The sequence below is a fragment of the Bacillus cereus group sp. MYBKT14-1 genome (genome assembly GCF_051915185.1).
In the GTDB taxonomy this organism is placed as follows: domain Bacteria; phylum Bacillota; class Bacilli; order Bacillales; family Bacillaceae_G; genus Bacillus_A; species Bacillus_A cereus.
Genome location: NZ_JBQAEF010000003.1, coordinates 408349 through 421962 on the forward strand (window position 1 = coordinate 408349; position 13614 = coordinate 421962).

A 13614-nucleotide genomic window follows, 5' to 3' on the forward strand; every position below is an offset into this window, starting at 1 on the left:
TTTTGTCGGTTTTTGTCGGTAAGTCGATATATTTCGAAAATCGCTGATATATTTGGAGTTGCGCTGATATATTTCGAAAATCGCCGATATATTTGGAGTTGCGCTGATATATTTGAAAAATCGCTGATATATTTTGAAGGGGGATAAAAATGATTGTGAAAGAGCGGAAAATTCCCGTATATTTGCTGCAATTAGAAGCTTTACTTAGAAGATTGCCTGCTCATCATCCAAAAAGGAATGTGGTGGTTGAAAGTCTAGCGAAATTTATGGCCGGCTATAAAGGAGAGCAGGCGATTGAGTATCCACTTAGTTTTTTACCCGAAACAGAATACAGTATTTTACATGATATTAGGTTATTTGATCAAAAACATTATTTCCAAATTGATACCCTCATAGTTTCATCCTATTTTCTTCTTTTTCTTGAAATAAAAAATATTATTGGTACATTAATTTTTGATGCAAAGTTCAATCAGCTTATTCGAATAGTAGATGGTAATACAGAAGAAGGATTCCCAGATCCGCTTTTACAACTAAAACGGCAAGAGATGCAACTGAGAAAATGGCTGAATCTACATGGTTTACATAATATTCCGATTGAATCCCTCGTTGTAATTAGTTCCCCTCGTACAATTATTAAAACTTCAGATGAAATACTGTCTAGTAAAATTATCCACAGTGCAAATTTACCTAATAGAATAAAACAGATTAAAAATCAATATAAAGAAAAAGTGATTGATAATATAAATGGACTTATAGGCCAGATTATGAATGAGCACATTCCGCAACGTCAAAATGTTCTTGCACAATATAAAATTAAAAAAGAGGAATTGCTAAAGGGTGTACAGTGTGAGGAATGTTTTACAATGGCAATGTTAAAAGAAAAGCAGGGATGGCGTTGTTCAAACTGCAATAGTATGTCTAAACATGCTCATTTACGTGCTGTACAAGATTACACACTTCTGTTTAGTATGATAACTACTAATAGCGAATTGAGGGAATTTCTTAATATGGAATCTAGTTCTGCGGTTAAAAGACTCCTCCAAACAATGAACATCACCTACACTGGCAACAACAAAGGACGAATATATGATTTAACTTCTTTCCAATCGTAATTTTGCTATAATAAATAAGTACTTATACGAAGGGGAGTCTAAAGAGAATATGAAGTCATTTAATATCGATCATGTTATAGCTAGTGTTTTGCAATGGATATTAAATATAGCTTTAATTATATTATCCATTGTGTTATCGATTTTCTTAGTGAATGAGACAATTACGTTTGTGCAGTATATTTTTTCAGCAAAAGAGTATACGTCTTATAAATTGGTTGAAAGTATCATCGTCTATTTCTTATACTTCGAGTTCATTGCATTAATTATTAAGTATTTTAAATCGAACTATCATTTCCCGTTACGTTATTTTATTTATATCGGAATTACGGCCTTAATTCGATTGATTATTGTGTCTCATGAGGAACCGATGGAGACGTTATTATACGCAGGAGCAATTCTTGTTTTAGTTATTGCTTTATACATATCGAATATGAGAGATTTGAGAAAAGAGTAGTAGTGCAGACGTAAGTTTGCACTACTTTTTTACGTCTTGACCTTCAAGTTGCTTGAAAGTTTACAATGAAATTAGGGCGTTTGAAATCGAAAAAAATTGAGAAATTAAGTGAAGAGGTTTCTTTTACTTGGAGGTTATAGGAATGAATCAGGAATTGAAGTTACGTCCATTGGAACGAGAAGATTTAAAGTTCGTACACGAACTGAATAATAATGCGCATATTATGTCGTATTGGTTTGAAGAGCCATATGAGGCATTTGTGGAGCTGCAAGACTTATACGATAAACATATACATGATCAAAGCGAACGCCGATTTATCGTTGAGAAAGACAATGAAATGGTTGGATTAGTTGAGTTAGTAGAAATCGATTATATTCATCGTAGAACAGAATTCCAAATCATTATTGATCCGAATTATCAAGGATATGGTTATGCAGTGGATGCGACGCGTTTAGCGATGGATTACGCTTTTTCCGTACTAAATATGCATAAGATTTATTTAGTTGTGGATAAGGAAAATGAAAAGGCAGTACATGTTTATAAAAAAGTTGGGTTTATGGTAGAAGGTGAGCTTATCGATGAGTTTTTCGTTGATGGTAACTATCATAATGCGATAAGAATGTGTATGTTTCAGAAGCAATATTTTGAAAACAAGTAGTTGAAAGATTCGGAAGTAATGTTGACGTTTCGTAAAACCGTATGCTAAAATCCCTTTTAAGTATTAAGGAAGGTGCAGAATATGCTTTATATAAAATTTGTAAAACTCATTAGAAAACTTTGCTCCGCACAAATGTATACGGTGAAGCGTTGTACGGAGCTTAATCAAGGGGTATAAATCCCCTATATTCATCGGCTGAATAACTTTTCTAAAAAAGTATAGTTTATCTATGCTTATTTCGTTATGGTTTTTCAGCTGGTGTATAAAATAGATTAAGGGGCCATAGACAATGCTTTGTCTATGGCCCTTTGTGTATATTATTCCGATGAGTCTTTACTGTAAATTGGAGTAGTATAGGAAAAACCACGAAGCAGAGGGCTAGTGTCGAATGACGCTATCTCTCTGCTTTTTTTAATTTGAGGAAAAGAGGAATAAAAATGAGTTTACTTAAAGTGGAAAGTTTATCACATAGTTTTATAGATAAAGTATTATACGAAAATGCTTCTTTTGATTTGCATAAAGGGGAGCATATGGGAATTGTTGGACAGAATGGTGCAGGAAAAAGCACATTAATGAAAATATTGGTGGGGGAAATTATTTCTGATAAGGGAGACATAAAGTGGCAACCAAATATTCAAATTGGACATCTTGATCAATACGCAGAAATTGATGAGGGTTATACCATTTCTCAATATTTAAAGAGAGCCTTTTATGATTTGTATGAAATGGAAAAGAGAATGAACAAGTTATATGAAGAAATTGCGATGACCGGAGATGAAAATCAACTATTGAAAGCGGCAGAAATTCAAGGACTGCTCGAGGCTCATGATTTTTATTCAGTAGATAGTATTACGAATAAGGTGGCATCCGGCTTAGGTATTGATGTGATTGGGATGGATCGTGTTATTGGTGAATTAAGCGGAGGGCAGCGTGCAAAGGTAATTTTAGCGAAGCTCTTATTAGAAGAGCCTAATATTTTATTACTAGATGAACCGACGAATTTTCTCGATAAGGAGCATGTGGAGTGGCTTGCTAATTATTTAATGAATTTTGAAGGAGCGTTTATTGTCGTATCACATGATTTTGATTTTCTGGAAAAGGTAACTTCTTGCATATGTGATGTAGAGTTCGGAACAGTTAAGAAGTATTACGGCAAATACTCAGATTTTGTAAGACAAAAGGAGCATTTGCGAAAAGATTATATTCGCCAATATTATGCACAGCAAAAGAAAATTGAAAAAACGGAAGAGTATATTCGTAGAAATATTGCTGGGGTGAATTCAAAAATAGCGCAAGGTCGTAGAAAACAATTACAGCGTATGGAAAGAATTGCGCCACCAAGTTTTACTCATAAACCGTCTATTCATTTTCAGGAACTTCCCATTTCAGTTCAGACAGTTCTTGAAGTAAATAACCTTGAAGTTGGTTACGACTTCGCTCTCTTACCAAAGTTGAATTTTTCAGTAATGGGTAGGCAAAAACTTGTTATTACAGGTTTCAATGGAGTAGGAAAATCTACTTTATTAAAAACAATCGTTGGAAATATTGATAGTATTTCTGGAGAGTTTCACTTTTCAGAGCAAATAAAGATTGGATATTATGAGCAAGATTTAAATTGGAGCAATGATTCTTTAACGCCGCTTCAAATTATTTCAGAACAGTTTCCTAAACTGAATATGAAGGAAATACGCCATCATTTAGCTGCGTGTGGAGTGAAGGATACGCACGTTTCGCAAGAAATTCGTACGTTAAGTGGTGGTGAACAATCGAAGGTGAAACTGTGCGGATTATTATTATCACCTTGTAACTTATTAATTTTAGATGAGCCGACAAATCATTTAGATGCAGAAGCGAAGGAAGCTTTGCAAAAGGCGCTAATTAAGTTTAAGGGCAGCATTATACTCGTATCTCACGAAGCGAGTTTTTATCTTGATTGGGCAGATAGCATCTTTCATATAGAGACAGGATTAGTTAAGGGGGTGTGAAACATATGAGTGAAAACAATTGGAAAACGAAAATTATATTATTTTTGACCGCTCAAACTATTTCGTTGTTCGGTTCCTCTCTCGTACAATACGCGATTATATGGTATATCACCCTTACAACATCATCAGGAGTGATGTTGACTATTTCAACTGTTTGCGGTTTTCTACCACAAATTGCGATATCTTTGTTTGCAGGTGTTTGGATTGATCGTTATGACCGTAAAAAGATGATTATGTTATCGGATGGAATTATAGCGATTGCGACGTTAGTTTTAGCAATTTTATTTTTAACAGGATATAAAAGTATTTGGTTACTTTTTATTGTGTTACTCATTCGTTCAGCTGGAACAGGAGTACAAACGCCAGCTGTGAATGCATTAATTCCGCAAATCGTTCCGAAAGAGTATCTTATGAAAGTAAATGGAATAAATAGCAGTATTACATCTTTAATTATGTTTCTTTCTCCAGCAGCAAGTGCGGCGATTCTTTCTATTGCCAGCATTGAAACAACATTTTTTATTGATGTTATTACGGCTATGATTGGAATTAGTATTATGCTTATCATTCAAGTAGAGGGACATGTGAATGCAGAGAATAAGCAAAAATCTAATCTACAAGGAATTAAAGAAGGATTCTCTTATTTAAAAGAAAATGTATTTATTAAAAGGCTAATCGTTTTATTGATTATCATCATGATTTTAATAAGTCCAGCTGCTTTTTTAACACCTTTAATGGTAACTCGTTCTTTCGGGGCCGAAATGTGGAGACTTACTGCTAGTGAGATGACCTTTAGTGCTGGTGCGGCAGCTGGTGGCGTATTGATTGCCGCGTGGGGTGGTTTTCGTAATCGTATGCATACAACAGCGCTAGCTTGTGCATTATATGGACTGCTTATGATTGGACTCGGAATAGCACCGATATTTATTATGTATTTAGTATTTAATTTTTTAATTGGTATAACGATGCCGTGCTTCAATACACCAGTTACTGTGTTATTGCAGGAAAAAGTAGAACCATCAATGCACGGACGGATGTTCAGTCTTGTACAAATTGCGAATTCATGCGCGCTTCCTCTAGGAATGATAATATTTGGGCCATTGTCGGATATGTTTAGTGTAGAGATTTTGTTAATTTATGCTGGGATATTCGTGCTATTTTGCGCAATGTATATTGTATTAAGCAAGAGGTTTGAAGTGTAAATATTTATAATACAGAGGGTTTGCGAAGTGATTTAATATGCTTCGTAAACCTTTTTGTTATTATTCTATTCAATAATTATTTATTGTTAAACGATAAATAAATATTGACTGTTAATGATTTTTTGGGTAATATGATGTTAAGAATCTAAGGAGAATTACATGAGTAGAGGAGAATGTGAAATGAAAAATAAATACGTAGTAGCTATTTCTTTCATGATTTTAGCGATTATTTCTTTAACTATACATGCTTCAAACAGTAAAGTAGGAGCGGATGGATTCCTTGAAGAACCTTTCTTTTTCCTAGTACCGATAAGTTATGTATTGTTCCTTAGTGGTATTGGCGTATTATTATTTGGATTTATTACTTCAAAGCTGAAAAAGGGCAATAAATAGGAGTTACCAATAGGGACAAAATACTCACTATGAAATAGAAACATACCATATGGAAGAAAAAGAATAAGTGAGATGAATCATGATGAACCATCATTTTTATAATGGAAGACAAGTAGGAGCAGCTATTACGCTGGCTGGGGCACAAGGAACAATTCACGCTATGAATCAAGCTATTCAAATGCAACAACAAGCATATTTTGCACAAATGATGCAAAGTCAGTATATGCCGTATTCACAGCTTCCGATGCAAATTGTACATTACGATGTACATCCAGCTGGTTTATTTTCTATTCCATATGGCGGGACATATTTCTTATGAAAGAAAGCGACTCAATAGAGTCGCTTTTTTTCATATTCCGCCTAGCTTCATTCCAAGGAATGCGAAGAGGATACCAATTATGTACGTAGCGCTTAAGTATAAAAGGAAAGTGCTAATATTTTTTCGATTGAGAAGTTGAACGGCTTCTAGTTTAAACGTAGAAAATGTAGTGAATGCACCCATAAATCCAGTACCTAATAATAGTTGCCAGCCTGTAGTAACTCCGTTGCCGATTATATATCCAAGTAAAAACGCCCCTGTTATATTAATAAGGAATGTAGCAAGTGGAAATTGTGTTTTATTTCTTTTCTTAAACCAATTGCTAATTGCAAATCGTGTAATCGCACCGAAAAATCCTCCTGTTGCGACTAATAAGGCTTCTATCATGAGTAATCACCTTCCGTAAGAGATTTCTTAATTAAGAAATCTCCAAGTGTATAGCCAAGGCCAGACATAATGAGGCCACCAAGTATGCTACATGATACATATAAGAAGGCTATGCTCCACTCAGAATGATTGATCAATTGCACAGTTTCTACACTAAATGTTGAAAAAGTCGTAAAGGAACCGATGAATCCAGTTCCGATGCCTGTGATGACCTCTGAAGGTAAGATGTTTAGCCGGGCGATATAAGTAGTTAGCCACGCTAAGAAGAAGCAACCGATTAAGTTAATGAGTAATGTTGCTAATGGAAATGAATGATGCCAAAATGTGGTGATATTAAGACCTAAATAATAACGAGAAAGAGCTCCTAATATACCGGCAATGCCGACGATAATATAAATCAATTTTCTCACCTCTTTAAATAGATTGCTCAAAAAAATAGACTCCTACCAGTATGTATACTGGTAGGAGTCATTAGCTAAGCAGCGTTTATGGCGAACTCCATCGCCTAGGATTATTACATATAGTGTACTAAATATACCGTTTAAATTCCAGTGAGGAGGTGGGTGTAACGTTTCTTTTTTTGATGTCTGAAGGTTTTTCAAGTAATTAAAATGGGATCAATTACTTATCAACTAAATATAGTGATATACGGTTTTAATTATGATAAAATGTTTCTTATGTGTGTCGTTTTGTTTTATTTGACTGAAAATAAAGAAAAATAAATTCGCGTGAAAAGGAGTCATTTATTTGAAGAAATTTTTAAAAATCGTATTTACATGTGTTTTAGTAGTAGCGGGCATTGTAGGAGGATTTCTAGCGTATATGACACTTACTAAAGAACAGCCTGCTGATGTTATAAGCTTGAAGGTGGAGAATAATAAGGAGCGCGTATTAGCGACTGGAAATGAGTTTAAAGTTACAACATTTAATATTGGATATGCTGGGTTAGATAAGGATCAAGATTTCTTTATGGATGGTGGAAAGGGATCTGGTTCAAGTAGTAAAGAGCAAACGGAAACTAATTTAAAGAATATGCTTTCGTTTTTACAAAATGAGAATAGTGATTTTGCACTATTACAAGAAGTTGATATAAAGTCACTTCGTTCATTTGATGTAAATGAACATGAATTTTTGAAAAAAGGATTACCTGATTATGTTTCGTCATTTGGCAAGAACTACGATACGAAATGGGTTCCAGTGCCAATAATAAATCCAATGGGATATGCGGAGGCTGGATTAAGTACGTTTTCTAAATACACTGTTCAAGAAGCGAAGAGGTTCCAGCTTCCTGGAATGGAGCCTTGGCCAAAGCGTTTGTTTGATTTAGATCGAGCAATTGTGGAATATAAAATTCCTGTTAATAATGGGAAACATGTTAGACTCGTAAATTTACATTTGTCTGCTTATGATGAAGGCGGGAAAATTAGAAAACAGCAAGTAGAGTACTTAAAAGAATATATGAACAAGCATTATGAAAATGGTGATTACGTAATAATGGGCGGAGATTGGAATCAATTAGTTTCAAACGCTCAATTAAGTGATCCGAAGTTCGTGAAAGAGCGCCCTGAGTGGTTAGTAGAGTTACCGAAGAACTTTACAGACGGTGGCTTTAAGTGGGCTGTAGATCCGTCTGTTATGACTGTGAGAGATGATGTAAAGAAATATGTAGAAGGTGAAAATTTCGTCACTATTATTGATGGCTTTATCGTTTCACCGAATGTAGAGATTGTAAATGTACAAGGGAAAGATTTAAAGTTTGAAAATAGCGATCATAACCCAGTAAGTGCGGTATTTAAACTGAAGTAATTGATATGTATAAGTAGAAGGTGGGGCTTCATATGGAGTGGTTAAAGAGGACTTGTTTTTCTAACCTTGAGAAAGAATCACAGAAAAATCATTTATTACTGTTTATAACGATTTGTAGTTTCTTTCTTGGGATAATCGCAATTGGGTATTATGGATATATTTTTACAGAGAGAGCAATAGCGTTTTGGATTTGTGGTATTTCTGTCGTTGCATTTGGAACGCTTTTTACTTTTATAAAAAGTATGGAATCAGCGTATAAATATATCATGACATTTATGTTGCTTACAATGTCTTACATTATGGTACAAGCCTTTAATGAAAGCCCGGCTGTATTTCAAATGGTCTATTTTACATTAGCTGTTTCACTTATTTACTTAAGTGAGCGCCTCATTTTAATTCTTGGCGGGGTAGCTGTTGTGATCACATTTATCCTTTGTAGCTATTGGCCGGAGCAATTTTTTGCTTATACAGCCTCGTCTGAAGCTGCTAATTTCGCAAGTTTGTTAGCGATTGTAACAATCGCTATGTGGGGCGTCACGAAAATCGGTTCTAATCTGCTCCTTCGTTTAAGTGATGAGAAGCAAGAAGTAATGAGAAAAGCTCAGGAGTTAGAAGAGACGCAAAGACTTATTGAAGAAACAGTTGTGAAACTAGATAGTAATTTCAATCATTTAAGACAAAATATGAACACGTCGATGGAATCGATGAGTGAAATTAATTTTGCCTTTGAAGAGGTGGCAGTTGGTACGCAATCACAATCAGAGATGATGTATCGTTCGGTAGAAGTATTGAATGATATGGAGGGAAATATTGAACAAATCATCTCTCAAGTAAGAACTGCATCGGCTCGTGTGGATGAAAGCTTAGAAATTTCAAAAGGTAGTGTACATACTCTAAGAAATTTTGAAACTAACATGAGAAGTTTAAATGATGTTGTTTCACAGTCTGGAATTATATTTAGAGATTTAATGATGCAATCGAAACAAATTAATGAAATTGTAGATGTAATAACGAATATTTCAAGTCAGACGAGTTTGCTAGCTTTAAATGCAAATATTGAAGCTGCGAGGGCAGGCGAGCATGGAAAAGGTTTTGCTATTGTAGCGAGTGAAGTGTTAAAGCTTGCTGAAGAATCAAATCGTTCTGCGGGAAGAATTCAAGGGATTTTGAAGGAGTTTAGTAATCAAGCAAGTAAGGTAGAAGTGCAAGTAGAAAAGTCAGAAAGAGTACAAGAAGAATGTAACGAGATGTTAGCAAGCGTTTTAACAAATGTAACTGATTTAGGGAAGTTTATTTATGCGATTAATGAAGTAATGCGAGAGGTTGTTGTTCATCAAGAAAGTTTCCAAGTTAAAACGACGAATATCGTAAAGGATGTTACGCATGCTTCTAACGTAATTCAGCAAACTTCTACAGCTACAGAAGAAGTGCTAGCGAGTGTGGAAGAAGAAAAACATCGAAATGATACGTCAGTGAAGACGTTACAAACTGTTAGCGAGCAAGTGAAGTTGTTAGAAGATATTTTAGAAAAGTAATATTGCTTGGAAAGAGCACGAATGATGTGCTCTTTTTTCATTGAAACGAATACTTGATAGGAATTTAATTGCTTTTCTGCGCGTTTTCTGCCAAGCTTAAGGAGATAAAATTCAGCTAATAGCGGAATTAAAATACTTCAAAGAAAGAATTAAATAGGTGACGCATATGATCGAAGTTAAGACTTCTGAACTTAGTGATGGAGAATTTAATAGAGGTGTATTTGCAACTCGTGATATTAAAAAAGGTGAGTTGATACACGCAGCACCAGTTATCTCTTATCCGAATGAACAGCATGAACATATTGAGAAAACATTACTTGCTGACTACGCATTTGAGTATGGAATCAATCATACGGCAATCCTTTTAGGATACGGTATGTTATTTAATCATTCATATACACCGAATGCAACGTATGATATTGTCTTCGAGAACCATACGTTTAACTTCTATGCTTATAAGGATATAAAAGCAGGAGAAGAAATTTTAATCAATTATAATGGTGAAGTTGATAACGATGAGCTGTTATGGTTTGATAAAGAAAAAGAAGAGAACGAAAAGTAATATAAAGAGTATAGAAAGAGCACATTCTGTCGGATGTGCTCTTTTTTTATTGATGTAAATAAAGTAAAAAGTACAAAAAAATACCACTTTCTTTTTGTGTGGTATAGTAAGATACTGAGGGATAGTGTTTTGAAAAAGTCACATATTTTACAAATTGTTGTCTTTCTGATGACATGTCAAGTTTAGTAGTCCATTTGGGTTGCTTTATTATGCAATATATATTTTAATATGAGTGGCACCTCTTATAATTTAAGAGGTTTATAGGTGTCTCGAATTGATTTTGGGTACACTGTATCCACCACTTTAGGTTCTTTCATGTACGTGGGGATATTATGGGCCCGTATAACGGGATAAAATGAATATAGAAATAGAGGAATCGTAAAATGAATATGCAAGAGGTTTATAAATATTTAAGTACGGTATTGCCTGAAGGACATGTTAAACAAGATGAAATGTTAAAGAATCATACGCATATTAAAGTTGGCGGAAAAGCAGATGTTTTTGTTGCGCCTACAAATTATGATGAAATTCAAGAAGTTATTAAATATGCGAACGAATATAATATTCCAGTTACGTTTTTAGGAAATGGATCGAATGTCATTATTAAAGATGGTGGAATTCGCGGGATTACAGTAAGTTTAATTCATATTACAGGTGTTACTGTAACAGGAACGACGATTGTAGCACAGTGTGGTGCAGCAATTATTGACGTATCACGTATTGCCTTAGACCATAACTTAACGGGTCTTGAGTTTGCTTGTGGTATTCCAGGTTCAGTTGGCGGAGCATTATATATGAATGCTGGTGCATACGGCGGTGAAATTTCGTTTGTATTAACAGAAGCTGTCGTAATGACAGGTGATGGAGAGCTACGTACTTTGACGAAAGAAGCATTTGAATTTGGATATCGTAAGAGTGTATTTGCGAACAACCATTACATTATTCTTGAAGCGAGATTTGAACTTGAAGAAGGTGTACATGAAGAAATTAAAGCAAAAATGGATGATTTAACGTTTAAACGTGAGTCAAAACAGCCTCTAGAATATCCTTCATGTGGTAGCGTATTTAAGCGCCCACCAAATAACTTTGCTGGTAAGTTAATTCAAGACTCAGGACTACAAGGTAAGCGAATTGGTGGAGTAGAAGTTTCTTTAAAACACGCTGGGTTTATGGTGAATGTTGATAACGGAACAGCACAAGATTACATCGATTTAATTCACTTCGTACAAAAGACAGTTGAAGAGAAATTTGGCGTGAAGTTGGAGCGAGAAGTAAGGATTATTGGAGAAGATAAGGAATAAAGAAATACGTATGAAGATATGAATTATTTTAAAATAATATTTGGGTATTGTTGACAATTTGTTTTCAATTCAATATAATGGCTAATAATTTAACAAATAACATACGTTGAAAGAGCCCAGTAGCAGTTTGTCACTGTTAACGAGAGAGCTAGGGGTTGCTGGAACCTAGCACAAACAAACTTGTGAATTACACTCTGGAGTATCTTAGGTAATGCTAAGCGGACTAGCAATCGATATTATTGCTAAGAGTGGTATGAGTAGCTATGCTATTTATACAAACTGGGTGGTAACACGGTGAATAATCGTCCCTATGTCTATCGTAGACATAGGGGCTTTTTTGTTTTTAAAAAATAAAGGGGATGACAAAAGATGAATATTATTGATGAATTAGAATGGCGCGGCGCCGTTAATCAACAGACTGACGAAGAAGGCTTACGTAAGCTAGTAGAAGAGAAAAAGATTTCACTATACTGCGGAGTTGATCCGACTGGTGATAGTATGCATATCGGACATTTGATTCCGTTTATGATGATGAAGAGATTCCAATTAGCTGGTCATCATCCTGTTATTTTAATTGGCGGGGCAACAGGAACAATTGGTGATCCGAGTGGACGACAATCAGAGCGTCAACTTCAAACGTTAGAAGTGGTTCAGCATAATGTAGATGCGTTAACAGCACAAATGAAAAAGCTATTTGATTTTGGTGGAAATAGCGAAGTGAAGATGGTAAATAACTATGATTGGACACATGAAATAAATATTATTGAGTTTTTACGTGATTACGGGAAAAACTTTAGCATCAATAGCATGTTAGCAAAGGACATCGTAGCGAGTCGTTTAGATACAGGGATCTCTTTCACAGAATTCACGTACCAAATTTTGCAAGCGATGGACTTCCATCATTTATACACGAAAGAGGATGTTCAACTGCAAATTGGTGGTAGTGACCAATGGGGAAATATTACGAGTGGTTTAGATTTAATTCGTAAGTTAGAAGGTCATGAGGCGAAAGTATTCGGATTAACGATTCCGTTATTATTAAAATCGGACGGTACGAAGTTTGGTAAATCAGCAGGCGGCGCTGTTTGGCTTGATCCTGAAAAAACGACACCGTTTGAATTTTATCAGTTCTGGGTGAATACGGATGATCGTGATGTCGTTAAATACTTGAAATACTTTACATTCTTAACGAAAGAACGCATTGATGAATTAGCGGTTAAGGTGGAAACAGAGCCTCATAAACGTGAAGCACAAAAAGTACTAGCAGAAGAAATGACGAAATTCGTTCATGGAGAAGAAGCATTCCTGCAAGCTGTGAAAATTACAGCAGCGTTATTTAGCGGAGATATTAAATCGTTAACAGCTGATGAAATTGAACAAGGTTTTAAAGAAATGCCAACATTTCAGTCTTCAAAAGAGACGAAAAACATCGTAGAATGGCTAGTTGATTTAGGAATTGAACCATCTAGACGACAAGCGCGTGAAGATATTAATAACGGAGCGATTTCTATGAATGGTGAGAAAGTAACAGATGTGGGTACAGATGTTACTGTAGAAAATTCATTTGATGGACGATTTATTATTATCCGTAAAGGGAAGAAGAATTACAGTCTTGTGAAGTTAGGCGAATAGTTTGTGTGAAAGGATGGGAGTAGGAAGAATACTTCCATCTTTTCGTATACACAATTTGGACATAAAATAATCAGTAAATTTAGATAATTAAAAGGGTTATATTATTCTTCTGACGAATAAATAAGTTAGAGAAAATTACGGATAAAGTGAAACTTTAATCAGTGGGGGGGTGTTCCTCCCCACTGATTATTAGTTGAACCAATCGGGCTTTTACGAGCAGTTAATCTTCCAACTTCATCCCTGCATTCACTGTATTTTAAGGTGGAGGTTT

The 13614-nt window shown here is 35.0% G+C and carries 14 protein-coding genes, 1 riboswitch and 1 other annotated feature; of the genes, 12 read left to right on the forward strand and 2 right to left on the reverse strand.

The genetic code is table 11. The annotated features are described in order from the left end of the window. The first annotated feature begins 149 nt into the window (after positions 1-149). The 7 genes from ACTFO4_RS11985 (at position 150) to ACTFO4_RS12015 (ending at position 6120) form a co-directional block, all read left to right on the forward strand. Positions 150-1112, forward strand: a complete 963-nt coding sequence (locus ACTFO4_RS11985) for a nuclease-related domain-containing protein (protein WP_224201256.1) — start codon at positions 150-152, stop codon at positions 1110-1112. Positions 1113-1161: 49 nt separating this feature from the next. Further along, a complete protein-coding gene (gene psiE / locus ACTFO4_RS11990) occupies positions 1162-1566 on the forward strand; it encodes a phosphate-starvation-inducible protein PsiE (protein ID WP_000834708.1) in 405 nt (134 codons plus the stop codon). 142 nt (positions 1567-1708) lie between these two features. Next, positions 1709-2224, forward strand: coding sequence for a spermidine N1-acetyltransferase (speG, locus tag ACTFO4_RS11995; RefSeq protein ID WP_001071092.1), 516 nt, complete (start codon positions 1709-1711; stop codon positions 2222-2224). A gap of 437 nt (positions 2225-2661) precedes the next feature. Beyond that, entirely contained in the window at positions 2662-4209 is a 1548-nt protein-coding gene (locus ACTFO4_RS12000) for an ABC-F family ATP-binding cassette domain-containing protein (protein WP_224201257.1), read from the forward strand. A gap of 5 nt (positions 4210-4214) precedes the next feature. Next, complete coding sequence (locus ACTFO4_RS12005) at positions 4215-5408, forward strand: MFS transporter (RefSeq protein ID WP_001293752.1); 1194 nt, start codon at positions 4215-4217, stop codon at positions 5406-5408. Positions 5409-5588: 180 nt separating this feature from the next. Beyond that, on the forward strand, positions 5589-5801 hold the full coding sequence (locus ACTFO4_RS12010) for a DUF3955 domain-containing protein (protein ID WP_025118109.1): 213 nt from the start codon (positions 5589-5591) through the stop codon (positions 5799-5801). A 79-nt stretch (positions 5802-5880) separates the two neighbouring features. After that, on the forward strand, positions 5881-6120 hold the full coding sequence (locus ACTFO4_RS12015) for a DUF3947 family protein (RefSeq protein WP_000980930.1): 240 nt from the start codon (positions 5881-5883) through the stop codon (positions 6118-6120). Positions 6121-6150: 30 nt separating this feature from the next. Here ACTFO4_RS12015 and crcB (ACTFO4_RS12020) read toward each other — a convergent pair whose 3' ends face one another. Together crcB (ACTFO4_RS12020) and crcB (ACTFO4_RS12025) are read right to left on the reverse strand one after the other, a co-directional pair. Next, positions 6151-6507: a fluoride efflux transporter CrcB gene (crcB, locus tag ACTFO4_RS12020; RefSeq protein ID WP_000568587.1), complete on the reverse strand. Its 357-nt coding sequence runs from the start codon at positions 6505-6507 to the stop codon at positions 6151-6153. Continuing rightward, positions 6504-6908, reverse strand: a complete 405-nt coding sequence (gene crcB / locus ACTFO4_RS12025) for a fluoride efflux transporter CrcB (RefSeq protein WP_000639315.1) — start codon at positions 6906-6908, stop codon at positions 6504-6506. Before crcB (ACTFO4_RS12025) ends, crcB (ACTFO4_RS12020) begins: the two co-directional genes overlap by 4 nt. 54 nt (positions 6909-6962) lie before the next feature. Then, a riboswitch (Fluoride riboswitch) is annotated at positions 6963-7022 on the reverse strand. Positions 7023-7254: 232 nt separating this feature from the next. On the opposite strand from crcB (ACTFO4_RS12025), the gene ACTFO4_RS12030 reads away from it, so the two are divergent. From ACTFO4_RS12030 to tyrS, 5 genes are all read left to right on the forward strand, one after another. Beyond that, positions 7255-8313 (forward strand): endonuclease/exonuclease/phosphatase family protein, encoded by a 1059-nt coding sequence (locus ACTFO4_RS12030; protein WP_224201258.1) that lies wholly within the window; start codon positions 7255-7257, stop codon positions 8311-8313. 32 nt (positions 8314-8345) lie between these two features. Beyond that, on the forward strand, positions 8346-9848 hold the full coding sequence (locus tag ACTFO4_RS12035) for a DUF4077 domain-containing protein (protein WP_025686654.1): 1503 nt from the start codon (positions 8346-8348) through the stop codon (positions 9846-9848). Between the two features lie 166 nt (positions 9849-10014). Further along, positions 10015-10410: an SET domain-containing protein gene (locus ACTFO4_RS12040; protein ID WP_000573649.1), complete on the forward strand. Its 396-nt coding sequence runs from the start codon at positions 10015-10017 to the stop codon at positions 10408-10410. Positions 10411-10793: 383 nt separating this feature from the next. Next, positions 10794-11711, forward strand: a complete 918-nt coding sequence (murB, locus tag ACTFO4_RS12045; RefSeq protein ID WP_001057102.1) for a UDP-N-acetylmuramate dehydrogenase — start codon at positions 10794-10796, stop codon at positions 11709-11711. Positions 11712-11808: 97 nt separating this feature from the next. Then, positions 11809-12024, forward strand: a binding site (T-box leader). 56 nt (positions 12025-12080) lie between these two features. Then, positions 12081-13343, forward strand: coding sequence for a tyrosine--tRNA ligase (gene tyrS / locus ACTFO4_RS12050; RefSeq protein ID WP_001021108.1), 1263 nt, complete (start codon positions 12081-12083; stop codon positions 13341-13343). Positions 13344-13614 lie beyond the last annotated feature (271 nt).

Bases quoted from the DNA above. Each gene is read 5' to 3' on its own strand.
- ACTFO4_RS11985 (WP_224201256.1), top strand. From the start codon at position 150: ATGATTGTGAAAGAGCGGAAAATTCCCGTATATTTGCTGCAATTAGAA.
- psiE (WP_000834708.1), top strand. From the start codon at position 1,162: ATGAAGTCATTTAATATCGATCATGTTATAGCTAGTGTTTTGCAATGG.
- speG (WP_001071092.1), top strand. From the start codon at position 1,709: ATGAATCAGGAATTGAAGTTACGTCCATTGGAACGAGAAGATTTAAAG.
- ACTFO4_RS12000 (WP_224201257.1), top strand. From the start codon at position 2,662: ATGAGTTTACTTAAAGTGGAAAGTTTATCACATAGTTTTATAGATAAA.
- ACTFO4_RS12005 (WP_001293752.1), top strand. From the start codon at position 4,215: ATGAGTGAAAACAATTGGAAAACGAAAATTATATTATTTTTGACCGCT.
- ACTFO4_RS12010 (WP_025118109.1), top strand. From the start codon at position 5,589: ATGAAAAATAAATACGTAGTAGCTATTTCTTTCATGATTTTAGCGATT.
- ACTFO4_RS12015 (WP_000980930.1), top strand. From the start codon at position 5,881: ATGATGAACCATCATTTTTATAATGGAAGACAAGTAGGAGCAGCTATT.
- crcB (WP_000568587.1), bottom strand. From the start codon at position 6,507: ATGATAGAAGCCTTATTAGTCGCAACAGGAGGATTTTTCGGTGCGATT.
- ACTFO4_RS12035 (WP_025686654.1), top strand. From the start codon at position 8,346: ATGGAGTGGTTAAAGAGGACTTGTTTTTCTAACCTTGAGAAAGAATCA.
- ACTFO4_RS12040 (WP_000573649.1), top strand. From the start codon at position 10,015: ATGATCGAAGTTAAGACTTCTGAACTTAGTGATGGAGAATTTAATAGA.
- murB (WP_001057102.1), top strand. From the start codon at position 10,794: ATGAATATGCAAGAGGTTTATAAATATTTAAGTACGGTATTGCCTGAA.
- tyrS (WP_001021108.1), top strand. From the start codon at position 12,081: ATGAATATTATTGATGAATTAGAATGGCGCGGCGCCGTTAATCAACAG.